Here is a 16,976-nt window from a genome sequence, read left to right on the forward strand (position 1 = left end):
CGGATTACCATATAGCGGCAATTCTCTTCACCTGGATCATGGCTGTATAGTTATAACTATGCACCAATCATCGGTTCTGCATCCTTCATTTGATCATTTGAAATGCCCGGCAGCAAGGAGCCGTTCATGTATTCTATATAAGTTAACCTAGCTGCTATTACACCATAACACTCCGATTGCAGTAGCATCTTCCGATCGCTGTTATCCCCAGATTTTTTTGATTCCCTTTTATAAAAGGAACAAATCTGGTGATAGCGTATGCTTCCGATGCAGCTTTCTTTCAGAAAGCTTTTAGGCGAACGCTTCGCTTCTACAGATTGCTTCTGCAATCTCCGTTATGGTGTAAGAGAATATCGCTTAACTATTCTTGGCCGTGGCAGTGTTTATACTTTTTGCCGCTGCCGCATGGACAAGGATCATTGCGGCCGATTTGGTCAGAGACTTTTACCGGGCGCTTCTCAGCAGGTTCTCCGCTAGTCGAGATTTGGCTCTCTTCCACTACCGCTTGACGTTCCTGATTGCTCTCGATTTGAGCTCTCATCACATAAGTTGCCACTTCTTCCTGAATCGAAGCAATCATCTGATGGAACATCTCGAAGCCTTCAAATTGGTACTCACGCAGTGGGTCTGTACCGCCGTATGCGCGCAGGTGGATACCTTGACGCAGTTGATCCATCGCATCAATGTGGTCCATCCACTTGCTGTCGACTGCACGAAGCACAACAACTTTCTCGAATTCACGAACCATTTCTTCACCGATACGCTCTTCGCGTGCATTGTACTTCTTCTGCACTTTATCAAACAGGTACTCGATGATTTCTTCGGCTTCCTTGCCCCACAGCTCGTCTTTGGTAATCGCACCATCATCCAGCAATTTGCTGTTCATGTAGTCCGCCACTTCCTGCAGTTCCCAGTTTTCTGGAATATCATCACTGCAGTGTGCTTCAACAATACGTTCAATGGAAGGCTTGATCATATCCATAACGATCTGTTTGATATTTTCGGATTCAAGCACCTCGCGGCGCTGTTTATAAATAATCTCACGTTGTTGGTTCATGACATCATCATATTGAAGAACGACTTTACGTACGTCAAAGTTGTTTCCTTCAACACGCTTCTGTGCGGACTCAACTGCACGAGTAATCATGCGGCTCTCAATCGGTTGGTCCTCTTCAAAGCCTAGACGCTCCATCATGTTCAGTACGTTGTCTGCACCGAAACGTCTCATCAGCTCATCACCAAGTGACAGATAGAACTGTGTAGAACCCGGGTCACCCTGACGTCCTGCACGTCCGCGCAGCTGGTTATCGATCCGGCGTGATTCGTGACGCTCTGTACCGATGATATGAAGACCGCCCACTTCGGCTACCCCTTCACCCAAGATAATATCCGTACCCCGTCCAGCCATGTTGGTTGCGATCGTAACCGCACCTGCTTGACCAGCTCCAGAGATAATTTCTGCTTCTTCCGCATGGTATTTGGCATTCAGTACCTGGTGTTTGACACCACGGCGTTTCAGCATGTCGGAGAGACGCTCGGAGTTCTCGATCGATACTGTACCGACCAGAACCGGCTGGTTCTTGCTGTGGCGTTCCACGATCTCTTCAACTACAGCTTTAAACTTGCCGTCGATGCTCTTGTAAACGACATCTGCCATGTCATTCCGTTTGTTCGGACGGTTGGTCGGAATCTGCAATACTTCGAGGCCGTAGATTTTCTTAAACTCTTCTTCCTCGGTTTTCGCTGTACCCGTCATCCCCGCAAGCTTGCGGTACATCCGGAAGTAGTTCTGGAATGTGATTGTAGCGAGCGTCATGCTCTCGTTCTGTACCTCGATGCCTTCTTTTGCTTCAATCGCCTGGTGCAACCCGTCACTATAACGACGACCAGCCATCAGACGGCCTGTAAACTCATCGACGATCATGACTTCTTCATCGCTGACTACGTAGTCGACGTCACGACGCATGATTACGTTCGCTTTCAGCGCTTGTACGATGTGATGGTTAAGCGTAACATTGGCGTGATCATACAAGTTCTCAATGCCGAATGCTTTCTCCGCCTTAGCTACCCCACCTTCAGTGAGGGCAACGGATTTCACTTTGATATCTACTGTAAAGTCATCTTCCGGTGTCAGACGTTTCACAAAACGGTCTGCTGCATAGTACAAGTCAGTAGACTTTTGAGCTTGTCCGGAAATGATCAGAGGCGTACGCGCCTCATCGACCAGGATGGAATCTACCTCGTCAATGATACAGAAGAACAGCGGACGTTGTACCATTTGCTCTTTGTATAGCACCATGTTGTCACGCAGATAGTCGAAACCAAATTCATTGTTCGTTCCGTACGTAATATCACAAGCATATGCATGCTGTTTCAGCGCGTGGTCCATGCCGCTCAGGTTAACCCCTACCGTCATGCCCAGGAATTCGTAGATCTGCCCCATTTCCTGGCTGTCACGCTGTGCCAAATAGTCATTGACGGTAACGACGTGTACCCCTTTGGACATCAATGCATTCAGGTAAACCGGGAGAGTTCCCACGAGGGTTTTACCTTCACCCGTTTTCATCTCGGAGATGCGGCCCTCATGAAGAGCAATACCACCCAGCATCTGTACGTCATAGTGACGTTTGCCCAGAACCCGGCGGGATGCTTCACGTACCGTTGCGAATGCTTCCGGCAGAAGCTCGTCCGTTGTTTCCCCTTTTTCGATACGGGCACGGAATTCCTCGGTTTTGGCTTTCAGTTGCTCATCAGACAACGCCTGAAATTGTGGTTCCAGTTTATTGATCACATCGACCGTCTTCATCAGACGTTTAACATCACGTTCGTTCATGTCGCCGAAGATCTTTTTGACAAGTCCTAGCATGGTATACCCCTTTCGTGCAAAACAGAATAGACCCCCTGCTGCCGCCATGCGACACCATCGGATGGATATGTACATCCACTTGCCCGGGGGTGACAAACGATATAAACATTAATATGGATGAATCAACTCCAGGCTTGACCAGGGTTACTCATGAAGCTGATTCGATATTCACGGACTCGCGCCTTGCATAATAAGGGCAATTCCAAACCTTACGAATCATGTTCATGGTGCTGTGCCTGTCATTGATTATGATTAGCGATCATTCGTTGACAATTCCTCATCAGGACAATGATTCTCTTGCATAAATTGTAACAGTTTGTAAGGGTCGCCGCAACACGCCGAGGCATACTTCTTGGAACTTCTGGAGCCTCTTCGTACACGTTTAAGTGCAAAAAATCATAGCCGTTAGCGGAAGCCTTTCTTTTCGCTGTCATATTTACAGATCATATGGTTAGTTTAAGAAAATGTTCATGGTAAAATTGGAACCTTTTCTCAGTTTACTGAGTCTATCATAAAACTCCATTATTTACACATTAAGAGTGTAAAAGTTCATCTTTTGGGTAGGCAGTACTCTTGCTTCCTACTCTCTATTAGACGCAGCTGCATGGGAAATAGTTTCATAAACTTGCTTGCACAAATTTTCCCGGCTGCGTCCATGCAGAAAAGAGCCCCATCCCGTATGGGACAGAGGCTCTTGTTAGTTTGTTCAATTAATCATACAGGATACGAAGATGTCCTCCTGCAGTCCAATTTTCGTAAGTACTCATTTTAACCTTTAATGGGTCATTCAGTATTGTCGTACAAGGAGGTTAACCTTGCTCGATTAGACCATATTTCCCATCGTTCCGTTTGTACACGACGCTGACTTCTTCATTCTCAATGTTGGAGAATACGAAGAAATTGTGGCCGACCATGTTCATTTGGAGGATTGCCTCTTCCACGTCCATCGGTTTCAACATAAACCGCTTGGTCCGTACCACTTCCAGGTCATCGTCCTCTGTATCCATATCCAGTTCAGCAGTAGCTACTGTACCTGTCGGATCTTCAACGAAGAGTGTTTTCAAGCTGCCTTCCTGGCGGAACTTCCGGTTAACTTTCGTTTTGTGTTTACGGATCTGACGTTCCAACTTGTCCACCACAGCATCAATGGAAGCGTACATGTCGTCGCTCTCATCTTCAGCGCGGAGCACAATGCCTTTCAAAGGGATCGTCACCTCAACCGTATGCAAGCCTCTCGTCGTGCTCAATGTAACAGCACCGTCAGAGTTAAGGGGTGCATCGAAATACTTCTCGAGTCTACTCAACTTTTTGTCGACATAATCTTTCAAAGCATCGGTAACCTCGATTTGTTGACCTCGAATACTTAAATTCATAGGGCACTCCTCCTTTTCCTTTGCCACTTCATTATAACACGAATGTAAGCGCCATGTAAAAACTCCCGGTGACCGAATCATGACATCTATTCAAGCCACATCTGCTCACCTACGCGTAACGCCATATTTCGAGATATTTCACGATATTCAGGCGAAATTCCGTATTTACATGATGTTGATATAGTGCGCTTGAAGAAGTAATTAACCGTTTTCCTCATTTCTCAATCTATTATGTAATATCTTAAAATAAATCTATTAGAAAAACAAAAAAAGACCCCGGAAAACCGGAGTCTATTGCTAGCGATAATTCAATTGGTAACCATCTAACCATATATGTAGGTCGGATTGTCCGGATGATTATAATTTGATTACGTTAGCGGCTTGAGGTCCACGTGCGCCTTCGACGATGTCGAATTCTACGGATTGACCTTCTTCCAAAGTTTTGAAGCCTTCGGATTGAATTGCGGAGAAGTGTACGAATACGTCGCCGCCATCTTCAGTCTCGATGAAACCGTAACCTTTTTCTGCGTTGAACCATTTTACTTTACCTTGCATGCACTAACATTCCCTTCGTCGTCAAATGAAGTGAGGCTCTAGCAAAGGCCTTAGCCCACAATTCAGACTATACCATCCAGACTTATCCATTGTCAATTGGTAAAGAAAATGTTTTATTGGAATTATTTTGTAGATTAATGTTGGATTTTAAGGAATAAACACATGAAACTTACTTTACTCTTTTAATAGGGAGACAATATGAGCAAGTGTATCCATACCGCTCTGCTGAAGTGAATCAGTTATAGAGTTTAAATAGAACATGTTATGTTCAACGACTCGTGCGAAAGACTGAATAACTTTAATAGCTATTTCTTCACTTAAACCGTTATGATAACCAGCAACACCCACTAGATGTATTCTTAACATGGAGTACAACACTGACATCCTTGTAAAATGATTAAATATATCACTCTTCTTAATGTTAGGAAATAGACTTTCAAATATATAATTAACTAAATAATTTTCCAATATATAACCATAGTCTTCATTAAACCTTTTGTAATAATTCGAATAGTTCTCTTTATAGGTAATTTTCAATTTTTCTAAATCAAATGTTTCCTTTTCTTGAATATTAAAACCTTTACACATATCGATATAACTTTCCAAATATCTTGGCACTTCTCCACCTGAAACGTTTCTCTTCTGGATTAATTCAACCACAAGCCTTAACTGTAGCTCAGGACTACTTTTAATATTCATGAGACTAGCGATATATTCTTTATTGTTTATTTTACTTTTATATTCTGCGATCACGGTAGCAATTTTGTTATATTCTTTAGAATCTATCAGTGATTGTACCTTATTAATAAAGATACCTAAGAAAATCATTCTATCACTCAGCTCTAAACTTCTGTTTTGAATGATTCCGATAGTAAACATTCTTAATGGCCAGAATAGATTTTCTCCATTCTCTGATTTCGATGAATCTAAAAAATCATTATTCATGCCCCAAGCTGAATTCATATCATACTCAGTGTGTTCAAATTCAATACCTTCTGGATTCAACAGAGCCAACCTGGAAATTTCAGGACAAGACAACTTAGCAGACATTTCGTAATTAGTATCCACTTTATTTATCACTCTAGGATAGGTTGTACATGTAGCTGATAACATCTCTTCCCCAATGGTCGCCTGTATACCGCATAAACCGCTCTCTTCCAACATCGGACAGCGCTTATGATCATCCATTACAAAGTATGCATACTGCGAATCACTAGAGGTGCCATTTTTGATACGTTTCATAGAATCATTTAGTTTCTTGCCAAGTACGGGATGCTTAAGGTTTTTATAGTTTTTGAACGTCTTTTTATCTAATGTGACTCTCCATCCAACACAGCAGCTATCTTCGCAAGCTGACCCTATACAAGAAAAATTTTTCATGTATGTCGGCATTAGTGTTTCTTTCTGCATTATTTCCCTCCTGAACTTAAAAACAAGGGGCCGAATTGGCCCCCTATTAACCTACTTGTACTCAAAATTCAAAGTCCCACTTGCTTGTCCATCTGGATTGATAATGAAGAAAGATACAACGCCAGGAGACGCAGCAGCCGGCACCCTAAACATGGCACGTTTAGAATTTACAAAGGTTGAGGGGTAGTTTACCCCATTAAAATTAATCATACCACCCGATACAATGTTACGACCATCAATATATATATAAGTCCCTCCAGCAACAGGGCCAGAAGATGGTGAAACTCCTGTAACAACAGGTGCAGGCAATGCTGGAGGTGCATCATAGGTATAGTCCATCGCAGCTGAGAGACCACTAGGATTAGTGATTCTTATCTCTACCGTTCCTGGATTTGCTCTTGCTGGAGTGGTTAGCATAATTCTCTTGGAGTTAATATAGGTGTGACTAACTTCAATCCCATCAACAGTAACAATCATCCCTTGAGCAAAATAAGAGCCATCAACATAGACTAAAGTTCCTCCAGTCATCGGTCCACTATTAGGCGAAAGTTTTGTTATTGTCGGGATGTCATCCTTATACTCAAATCCCCCAACCAATGTTGATGATTTACCATCAGGATTAGTTAACGTAATATCTACTTTCCCTGTAACTAATACAGCAGGGACTGTAACTCTTACGTTGCTTGAATTCATATAAGCAGTTAGAGTCAATGGAGTAGAGCCAAACATGACCGTCGCTTCCCTTTGGAAATCAGTCCCGAAAATATCAATGACATATCCACCACGCATGTTTCCTGTGTTCGGATTAATACTTGAAATGACTGGATCTGGATAAATCGGAGGTGCATCATAAGTGAATGCACTAGTCATCAAAGCAGATTGGTCATCTGAATTTAAAACTTTTAGATCAACTGGTCCCGGATTTAAACCCGCTGGCGTAGTTATCATCATTCTTTTAGCATTTACATAAACAGCATTCAAATCAACGTCTTGTCCATTCATAGTAAAAAATAGTTTACTATTTGAATTGAAGCCAGTTCCGTCCACATAGACAGTAGTTTTCCCTACCAGTGGACCACTACTTGGTGAAATACTCTTCAATGTAGGTGCTGGTAACTTCGGCGGTGCATCATAGGTGAAAGCACTGTCCACCGAAACACTTTGCATGTCAGGATTAACAATTCCCACACTAATAGCTTCTGAACTTGTCCATGGTGGAGTGACTATCATCAATCTGCTCGAATTAATAAACGTTGTTTTAATTTCAGAAGCTCCCCATACAACTTTTGCACCTGATACAAAATCCTTCCCATCAATATAAACTGTGGTTCCACCAACTAAAGGTCCATTTGATGGATTAATCGAATCAATTGAAGGAGCATTCGGTGGTGGGGGGGATACATATTTAAATGCTTGGGGGAGAGTCGAAATCGTTCCGTCAGTATTCACTACCTTTACATCTACTGTTTCTTCTTGTGACCATGTTGGTGACTTGACGGTGATTTTATTTTTAGAATAAAAAACTAAACCCTGAGCTTCTACATCACCAAAATATACTTTACTGGACTTTTCAAATAATTGACCTGTTAAAGTTACTGTTTCATTACCTGTAGTATACCCCTCACCTGGAGTTACCTCTGTAAGTTCCATTTGGGGTGGAGTATCGTAAGTAAAAGCATTTGGCAACGTAATTTGTGTACCGTCTGGATTTTCAATGACTACATCAACTGGACCTGGACTAGATGAAGGTGGCGTTGATGCAAATAAATAGATTGAAGAATGGCGGGTTACATTACTGGAATATCCCTCTCCAACTTTCACCTTCACACCTGTCATAAAATACTTTCCTGAGATGACCATATTCGTGCCACCTGTCATTGGTCCTGAAGCTGGCTGTAAGTCATCGACTTCTGGATCTGCATAATAATCAAAATTTGCTGTTGCAGACTGATTATCTGTATTATAGACAGTTAGTTGAACATTCCCCTGATTCCCGGATGGAACTATAACTTCCAACCTTCCATCACTAATCCAGTCTACAGAAGAGGAAAAATATCCCCCAAACTTAACCATTGCACCAGGGAGAAAGTGTTGCCCTTCTATAACTACTTTTTCTCCTCCATCTACTATAGCTTTATTCGGAGTGACATTTGTAATGGTAGGCGCTGGATACTTTATTGTTAAATTAGAAGATGGAATAACATAATCTCTACTGACCCCTGTATAATCTTTATAAGTGATTTTTGAACCATTTTTGGTCACAGGGAATTTTCCAGCGATTCCATCAGTCTTTTGACGGATTTTATAAGTAAAACTAAGTGTATCTTTTTTCAGCTCAAGAAAGCTCCATGTCAGGGTGTTCCCAGAAACAATAGGTTTTGGTATATTGTTATTATAAGAATCTGGAACAATTTCAAAATTATCGGGTACAATGTCAGTAACCACCACATCATAAGCGCTCGCTAACCCAATTTCTTTTACAATAGCAGCATAAATATCAGAGAGACCGGTAGATCCAAGAACAAAATGATGATGATGGGATGTTGTTGCCATATCCTTCATTAGTTTGTTTGGACCGCTTGTTTCAGGATTAGTGCTCTGATCAAGCAATGCAATTGTATAAAAGACAATACCTGCATTTTTTGCTTCTTCGGCCTTTTTAAGAGAGTACTGATATGCATTTAATCCATCCCCAGCTTCAGTAGCATCCCCGTCTGTCAAAAGCACAATTACTGGTTGTGCGTCTGCTCGATGGCTGTCCAACATTTCTCTTGCTTTATCAATTGCAGAAGCTGTTCCTGTGCCTCCTCCTGAGTTGATAGTGTCAATGTATTTTTTAACTGTCGTGGCGTCGCTTGTAAGCTCCACACCTTTGCTGGGGCTACTCTGATAATCCACGATACCAACTTGGTGTTTGGTTAAATCCATAAGATCAATGAATCCCTTGGCTGCCGCCTTAGCACTATTCATTTTTTCTTGTCCCATACTACCTGACTTGTCTATAACTAAAATAACATCATTAGGCTTTACTACATTAACAGGTGGGGTTCCTTGAATACTAAGAGTAACCTCAGCTTCTTCACCTACTAAAATACTAGAAGGATTCACCATCTTAGTAGCTGACACATAGTCTGTTGCAGCTTGAGATGTAAAAGGGAATGAACTGACCCCCAATAAAAACACTAACATCATAACCAGCATTTTTTTTAACTTTCTCATATTTGGCCTCCCATTATTGCTTTCTATCGATAAAGTAAGATTCTGTTAATATCGCTGTCTCATACTGCTTAGTAAGCAACGGAGCCATATCGTGACTTTTTTGCATACGATTTAACGCAAGTTCTATTAAAGCTTGGATTGAATTATTCAATTCATTAAGATCACTTAATATAACTAGCTCATTTAAATCGTATTGCTTGTTCTCTTTAGAATGTAACACATTAAATAACTGATCAATTCTCTCTTCATGTAGCAGATATATCTTCGCATCCTGACTCTCTATGATCTCTTCATACAATTTTTTTAAGAGCACCATCACCTGATAACGTTCCATCTCATTTCCCTTTTCCGCTCTTGGAAATTTGTAGTGCTTGCTTCCACGTCTCGGCAAAGCCTTTCGCAAATTCAATAACCGCGTCTAGTAACTCAGGTTGCTTTTTAATTGCAAATACATTTAGCTGTGTTACATAAAATTGATATAAATCACGTAATTCATGTGCAATAGCATATTCGAAATTTAACGTACCCATAAGCTCATACATAATCGCTCTTGCTCCATCGATACGCTCAAACATCTCAATATCCTGATCTTTCTCTAGATGTGATTTGGCCATATTTAATTTTCTATACAACTCTTCGTATAAAAGGAGGGTCAGATCACCAGGACTTGCTGTTTCCACCTTGGTTTTTAAATATTGCTGTTGATAATTGGATGCTAACATTGTACATCTCTCTCCTTTTATACTTAAGTTGAATAATTAAATCTCTCTGGCCATAGTAATTACTGTCCTAATTGAGAAGTAAGCCAAGAACCTTTACTATTTAGCTTCTGCAAAGCCAACTCCATTGCAGTAAACTGTTTGTAATAACGGTCTTCTGCTGCCTGCATTCGGGTTTTCACAACATCTATCCTGCTGTTTAGCCCCCGAATTTGTATACCCATCTGACTGCCATCTGCAGCATCAGACAGCGCGTTACTACCAATACGTTTTATGATTTTATTAATTTGAGTATTTAACGTACTGTAAAGCCTTTCTCCGATACCACTTTCTTTAAAATAATCCTTGTCTTTCGGATCAAGTTTTGAAGAGTTGGTGAATAACTTCATAACTCCGTCTGGATTGCTTGCAATAGCTTCGTTAAGTTTTGTTTCATCCAGCTCTAACTTCCCCAACTCTCCCGTCATTCCTGGACTAAACTTTTTAAAGGTGATCCCAATGTCTGACAAATTGTCTATGCCAGTCTTTACACCACTACTCACAAAGGCTAGCCCACTAACGCTATTGATTAAAGCGTTGCGTAAAGATGAAAGTGTGTCAGTCAGAATATCATCTCTGTATAACAAACCGCTCTTAGCCTTAGTTTCCCAAAGTTCGATCTGTTTCTCATTCATGCTTTCTTTTTGTTCATCTGTTAAAGGGAGATAGCTACGACTTGGGACAGCTTTCGTTTTTTCATTCACTTTATCAACCAAACTATTATACTCGTTAACAAAACTTTTAATCTGGTCTACAATATTTCCTGTATCTTGCGCCACCGTTACTGAAGTTGCCGTTGAAGATACTCCTTTAAGATCAAATCGAACGCCACTTAATTCAAATGAATTGTTGGCGTTGGTTAATGTTTTCCCATTGACCATGACTTCAGCATCAGAACCCTTTTGTGGGCTCGTCATATCCTGAAAACCAAATTGTGATACTGCACTTCCAGAAATTTGAACAGAGGAGCGTTCTCCTGTGGCTGTTGTAGTAGCCATAAATCTTTTATTAACGCTATCAAAGCTAAGAGTGACACCAATATTGGCAGCGTTAACTTTCTTAATCACTTCTTCATATGTTGTAGCCCCGGCAGTAATGTTTACGGTGACACTTTTCTCCACTGAACCTTGATAACTTTTAAAGGTAATGTCACCATCACCAACAACCTTGGATTTAATACTATCAACGGAAACACTATCACCTGCAACTAAAGCACTTGAAGCTAGCTTGTTTACCTGTATCGAGTAACTTCCACTTGTCGCTGAGGAGGATGCTGTCGCAGTAATAACACTTGAGTTGCTACTCGTTGCGCTTTGCTTATTAAACGATGCTGAGAATCTCATCTTGTCTGCTAAATTCCGAATGGATGTTAACATTGTATTCATCTCACGGTACTCATCGCGTTTCCAAGCAATTTTTTGTTTTTGTTGCATAAGTTTATCAAGCGGTGCCCGCTCTACTTGCATAAGCTGTTTGATAATTGTATCCGTATCTAAACCGGAAACCATTCCGCTTAATTTAATATTACTCAATGTTTTCCCCCCTTAGGTTCATTTCTTTTCGTCCAAAAACAACCCAACCTGCTCACACAAATTTTGGACTAATTCAAGGTACTTCTCTGGAGGTATTTCTCGTAATACTTCATTCGTCTGAGTATCCATGACTTTAACAATCATTTGATTACTCTCTTTGTTCACAGACCAACGTAATTGGGTATCCATTCGTTGCAGAACTTTATTTCCATCCTCGATTAATTTATCCAGTTGCTGTTTACTAACGGATTCATTTTTGTCCGGTTGAACAGGATGTACTCCAGTAGCTTGGTTGACTATAGTTGGTTCATTGGATCGAAGAGGAAGATCAGCGGATGGATTAATACGCATTTTTTACAACCCCTTGTTAAAATATAGAAAAAAACCGACCGGAAAATCCGGCCGGCCCCTGCGTTAAACAAAAGATTAACGAAGCAACTGCAGAACGCCTTGTGGTTGTTGGTTCGCTTGAGCCAACATTGCAGTAGCAGCTTGTTGAAGGATATTCGTTTTAGTAGATTCGCTCATTTCTTTCGCCATGTCTACATCACGGATACGGGATTCTGCTGCTTGCAAGTTCTCAGAAGTAGTTCCCAGGTTATTGATAGTATGTTCCAAACGGTTTTGAACAGCACCCAATCCTGCACGGTTTGCAGAAACTGTATCAATTGCTGCTTGCACTTTTTCAAGGTTTGCAGCTGCAGTTGCGTTAGTACCATCCAATGCAGTCATACCATTAATACCCAATTGTGTAGTTGTAGCTTTTGTAAGAGTCAGTTTAATAACTTCGTCTTTATTAGCACCAACTTGGAATGTCAAATCAGCTGGAGCTGCGTTACCAAGCAAGTTTTTAGTATTGAAGCTAGTTTGACTAGCAATAGCATCAATTTGACTAGTCAATTGAGTAATCTCAGCATCAATTTTCTCGCTGTCTTCATCTGTCAACACTTCGTTCGCAGCTTGAGTATAAAGTTCGCCCATACGTTGCAGCATTGAGTGAGTTTCATTCAATGCACCCTCAGCTGTTTGAATCAAAGAGATTCCGTCGAGAGCATTTTTGTTAGCTTGCTCAAGACCACGGATTTGGTTACGCATTTTTTCAGAGATTGCTAGACCTGCAGCATCATCAGCTGCACGGTTGATTCTGAAACCGGAAGACAATTTCTCCAGGGATTTGGATTGTGCATTGTTGTTAGCAGTCAATTGACGCTGAGTGTTGTAAGAAGCGATATTGTGGTTAATACGCATGATAAAATTCCTCCTTGGAATGTGTTGGTGATTAGCATCCTTGCTTCACCCATGATTTGGTGCATTCATTCGTTTACGGCCGTCAAACTCTTGAATGCGTCCCATAATATATATATCGGACAAACCCACACAATGTTTATAGATAATAAGAATATTTTTCAAAAAAATTTACTTTTTCTTGGAGGTCGGAATTTGCTGAAGAAGTTGATCCACTTGATCATTTGATGGAGAGGCTGCCATCGCATTTTGTTGCTGAATCGCAGTATAGATTTCTTCTCTATAGATGCTTATATGGGATGGAGCTTCAATGCCAATACGGACTTGATCTCCCGAGACTTCAATAATAGATATCACAATGTCGTCACTGACCATGATCTTCTGTCCTTTATTTCTGGAGAGAATCAGCATATTATTTAGCCTCCCCTTGTCCATTTAACAGAGAATATCGTGTGGAGTAGTCTGCACTGTCCAATACGATTTGCATGGCTTCCTTGCTTTTTTTGTTAATCACTATTGGTGCTTTCAAGTTAATAGAAATGTCTGAGGACGAACGTACCGTTGTAATAGCTCTAATATCAACATCCTCTTGACTTTGCAAATCCAGCTTTTGCAGCCAGCGATCTTCGATCGTAAACTCATAATCAGCACAAAATAGAAAAGGATCAGCTAATACAAAAGTCAGATTAGGATCTTTAATAGATTGTATATATTGAAATGGACTCTCTTCCACCTGCGGTATTAGCACATATTGCGTTTCCTCTTGAAAACCTAAAATGGCACTAACAAATTGGAGAACTGAATCCTCTGCTACTTCAATTTCTCCAAACCTAGCGGATTGAACTTTCATGAACATTCCTCCTACACATTATCAAAAATATATATTCAAAAAAAATAGCTATACTAAACATATCATGTTCATTATAGCTACCTTAACATTCGATTTATACAACCTTGTCCATCTGTGTACCAGTTGTACTAAACTTTATGAAGTTTTTCTGTGTAATATAAGCACTTACACTTCCAGGGGTGTACTCAATAATTGGCTTATTGTACTCCGGATTAAACGTAACACCGTTTCGAGTATATTGAATATCTGTAGTTCCTGGCGTGTAGGTTATATCAACATTATCGTATCCAGCAGGCCCTCGTATTTCCATAGGTCTATCTTTATTGAAGTTTTGATATGCAAGATCAGCAAAAGCACTGCCTTTATTCGTAATATCCATCATGCGATCTCCAGCTTGGGCGATCTCAGCTATATTTTGCATGGAAGAGTCCATCGCATTTTGGGCTATACGATCAATCATTTCAATAGATTTGCCCAGTGCAAGCGCAGACCACGCTTTACTTTGATCGACATCCAATTTACCCGGTGTGTACTTAATAGCCAAATCACCTTGTTGCTGATGCATACCCAATTCTGCTTTAGGTTGTCTTATATTCCATTGCCCTTCAATTTTATCGAGGCCAATTTTACTAAAACCTTGCGTAATTTGAATGCGTGGAAATTGCATAGTATCACCCTATCTCAGAAAATCAAGCAAACTCGGGCGAATAATTCGTGCGATTGTATCCAGTGACGATTGGTAAACGCTCTCGGCTGTTTTCAGCTCTGTAATAGCCTTAGCCATGTCGGTATCTTCCACTTGGGATTGCAAATCAAGGTAATTAAGCTCCAAACCTTCCAACCGACTCATGGTGAAGTCAAGTCTATTTTGTTTACCACCGATTTCTGCCTGAGCCGTTGTAATGTTCTGCAGTGAATTTTGAAGTGCTTCAATAGAACTTTGAATTCCAGCCGTATCATCAGATGTCAAAGCATTCTTAAATTCATCCACTACTTTAAACAATCCATCAGCTTCTCCAAACTTACCAAAAACCGAGTCACCAATCATATTAACAGGAACTGTAATCCCTGCTCCAATCTGATAGTTCACCACTCCCGTATCCAGTTGATACGTCGTATTCGCCGGATCATCAGGATATGGCTTTTGGTCTGTACGTTGTCCATTAAATATATACTTATTCTTAAATTGGGAATTCCCAAGGGAAACCAACTGGTCATACAGCTGGCCGACTTCCTGCAATACGTTGATACGAGCATCTTCTGGCATAGTTTCCGTACCCGCTTGTACAGCTAGTTCAGATAACCGCTGTACAATACTGGTTGTTTCTGTCAGTACGGAGTCGGTGAACTTCATCCAAGAATCCGCATCCTCTACATTTTCAGAGAACTGCACCGTAAATGATACCTCTTGACGATAATTAAGAGCACTCGAAACGCCTACAGGATTGTCCGAAGGGCGATTCAACTGTTTTTGTGTTAACAGCTGTTCCTGATACTTATCCATTCGTTGGTAGTTATTCTGCAGGTTATGCATCATCCCGCTGCTCATCATGGATTGGGTAATCCGCAATTAACTCATCTCCTATCTTCCGACGACACCTGTGCCGTTAATCAACTTATCAAGCATCTCATCCACAGTCGTAATGATCCGCGCTGAGGCACTATATGCCTGTTGGAATTTGATCAGGTTAGACATCTCTTCATCCATTGAAACGCTACTTACCGATAGACGAAGGTTATCCGCATGGTTTGTAAGCAACGTTCCATTTTCGACCATTTTGTTAGCCAAATCCGCTTCTGTACCCAGCTGAGCAACTACAGATTGCAGGTATCCTCCAAAGGTTGCCTGATCCGTTATGGCACCATTATTTCTTAGAGGATCAAAGCTGAATTTTTTCTCGGAAAGCCCTGCAATCAAGAGCGAAAGATCCCCATTACCTTGGAGTACTTTCTCTGTTGAGGTACCATCGGCATTCGCTACAGTTTCCGTTCGCATGGAAGCTGCAATATTCGCGGCGTCTTTAATGATGGCTGAATTCACACGAATATTTGCGGCTGTAATCACATTTGTTCCATCAGAGGTTACGAAGAAGTCTTGACCTGCACTCGCGGGTGAACCCAATGTATAACCGAGCTTATGCAACCCATTTAGTCCATCAACAGTATAAGTCGTGTCTTGTGCCAACATACGGGGATTAGAAGCATCCATGGTAGCATTCGGAATGGTTACTCCAGGAGGCAAAATGGATCCAGCCGGTAATGTAACTTCAACCTTACCATTTGCCAATGTGTTGGCCATTAAGTTCAATTGGTTGGTATATTCCGCTACATGGGTATCTCGCGAGATAATATTTCCTGCGATTGCCCCTTGTGTCAGCCCAGCTACATTAGCAATGTCAAACGGGGTGGATTGCAGATCATCAACGACCTGAACACCCCCAAAACTCAATTGATAGGTATCATTGGTCTCTGTTACCTGAATATTCCCAAGCTTAGACAATTGATCAACTAACAAATCACGCTTATCTCTCAGGTCATTAGCATTATCACCCATGCCCTCAATACGTTTGATGGATTGAGTCAGTGCAGATACTTGGCTAATATAATTATTAGCTTCAGCAATCTGTGAATTAACTCGATCCGTTAAATTAGTACTTAGCGTTTCCAATTGAGACGCCATATGATTGAAGGTCTCAGTAAGAGCTATTGCCTTCTGTTGAACCACCGTACGAGAGGAGAGGTCTGTACTGCTTGGATTCTTACTTAGCTGTTGCCAAGCATTCCAAAACTCAGATACCGTTGTTGCAATGCTTTCCTCAGAGGGCTCGTTTATAATTCCTTCAATTTTGCTTAGATTCTCCTGTCTCGTCTGCCAGGTTGAAAGTGTCGAATTCTGATTTCGATATTCTATATCCATAAGGAAATCACGGACACGACGAATACTTTCCACTTCTGCCCCAGTACCTAATTGACTAGGGTATGTTGATTTATTTAGACCTGGATATTCAATTGGGATGGAAGCCGTCAACCTTGCAACTTGCCTAGAATACCCTTCAGTATTGGCATTTGTAACATTGTGCCCAGTTGTACTGAGTGCAGTTTGCTGAGCTACGACTCCCCTTTTACCAATTTCCAGATTATGAAATGTCGACCTCATCTATTTTCCTC

Annotated in this window: 15 protein-coding genes; all 15 read right to left on the minus strand. The window is 41.2% G+C overall.

Annotated features, from left to right (window positions below; translation table 11 throughout):
• Positions 1-361: 361 nt before the first annotated feature.
• The 15 genes from secA to flgK all read right to left on the minus strand — a co-directional run bounded on the left by secA (position 362) and on the right by flgK (position 16,965).
• Complete coding sequence (gene secA, locus F4V51_RS26125; RefSeq protein ID WP_153980131.1) at positions 362-2,866, minus strand: preprotein translocase subunit SecA; 2,505 nt, start codon at positions 2,864-2,866, stop codon at positions 362-364.
• Positions 2,867-3,675: 809 nt separating this feature from the next.
• A complete protein-coding gene (gene hpf / locus F4V51_RS26130; RefSeq protein WP_127541020.1) occupies positions 3,676-4,239 on the minus strand; it encodes a ribosome hibernation-promoting factor, HPF/YfiA family in 564 nt (187 codons plus the stop codon).
• 357 nt (positions 4,240-4,596) lie between these two features.
• Positions 4,597-4,794, minus strand: coding sequence for a cold shock domain-containing protein (locus F4V51_RS26135; protein WP_024631599.1), 198 nt, complete (start codon positions 4,792-4,794; stop codon positions 4,597-4,599).
• Positions 4,795-4,968: 174 nt separating this feature from the next.
• Complete coding sequence (gene fliB / locus F4V51_RS26140; protein WP_153980132.1) at positions 4,969-6,204, minus strand: flagellin lysine-N-methylase; 1,236 nt, start codon at positions 6,202-6,204, stop codon at positions 4,969-4,971.
• Between the two features lie 51 nt (positions 6,205-6,255).
• On the minus strand, positions 6,256-9,423 hold the full coding sequence (locus tag F4V51_RS26145; RefSeq protein WP_153980133.1) for an IPT/TIG domain-containing protein: 3,168 nt from the start codon (positions 9,421-9,423) through the stop codon (positions 6,256-6,258).
• Positions 9,424-9,436: 13 nt separating this feature from the next.
• Positions 9,437-9,757, minus strand: coding sequence for a hypothetical protein (locus F4V51_RS26150; protein ID WP_153980134.1), 321 nt, complete (start codon positions 9,755-9,757; stop codon positions 9,437-9,439).
• A gap of 1 nt (position 9,758) precedes the next feature.
• Positions 9,759-10,145, minus strand: coding sequence for a flagellar export chaperone FliS (gene fliS / locus F4V51_RS26155; protein ID WP_153980135.1), 387 nt, complete (start codon positions 10,143-10,145; stop codon positions 9,759-9,761).
• Positions 10,146-10,204: 59 nt separating this feature from the next.
• Entirely contained in the window at positions 10,205-11,713 is a 1,509-nt protein-coding gene (gene fliD / locus F4V51_RS26160) for a flagellar filament capping protein FliD (protein WP_153980136.1), read from the minus strand.
• A gap of 18 nt (positions 11,714-11,731) precedes the next feature.
• Entirely contained in the window at positions 11,732-12,064 is a 333-nt protein-coding gene (locus tag F4V51_RS26165; RefSeq protein WP_153980137.1) for a flagellar protein FlaG, read from the minus strand.
• A 75-nt stretch (positions 12,065-12,139) separates the two neighbouring features.
• The gene (locus F4V51_RS26170; protein WP_153980138.1) at positions 12,140-12,961 is read right to left on the minus strand and encodes a flagellin N-terminal helical domain-containing protein; all 822 of its coding nucleotides are present in this window, start codon (positions 12,959-12,961) and stop codon (positions 12,140-12,142) included.
• Between the two features lie 168 nt (positions 12,962-13,129).
• Positions 13,130-13,369 (minus strand): carbon storage regulator CsrA, encoded by a 240-nt coding sequence (gene csrA / locus F4V51_RS26175; RefSeq protein WP_153980139.1) that lies wholly within the window; start codon positions 13,367-13,369, stop codon positions 13,130-13,132.
• Between the two features lies 1 nt (position 13,370).
• Positions 13,371-13,808: a flagellar assembly protein FliW gene (gene fliW, locus F4V51_RS26180; protein WP_162009996.1), complete on the minus strand. Its 438-nt coding sequence runs from the start codon at positions 13,806-13,808 to the stop codon at positions 13,371-13,373.
• Between the two features lie 94 nt (positions 13,809-13,902).
• On the minus strand, positions 13,903-14,475 hold the full coding sequence (locus F4V51_RS26185; RefSeq protein ID WP_153980141.1) for a DUF6470 family protein: 573 nt from the start codon (positions 14,473-14,475) through the stop codon (positions 13,903-13,905).
• Between the two features lie 9 nt (positions 14,476-14,484).
• Positions 14,485-15,378: a flagellar hook-associated protein FlgL gene (gene flgL, locus F4V51_RS26190; protein ID WP_110758639.1), complete on the minus strand. Its 894-nt coding sequence runs from the start codon at positions 15,376-15,378 to the stop codon at positions 14,485-14,487.
• A 12-nt stretch (positions 15,379-15,390) separates the two neighbouring features.
• Positions 15,391-16,965, minus strand: coding sequence for a flagellar hook-associated protein FlgK (flgK, locus tag F4V51_RS26195; protein ID WP_110758638.1), 1,575 nt, complete (start codon positions 16,963-16,965; stop codon positions 15,391-15,393).
• Positions 16,966-16,976 lie beyond the last annotated feature (11 nt).

Origin of the sequence: Paenibacillus xylanilyticus (assembly GCF_009664365.1) — a bacterium.
GTDB lineage: Bacteria > Bacillota > Bacilli > Paenibacillales > Paenibacillaceae > Paenibacillus > Paenibacillus xylanilyticus_A.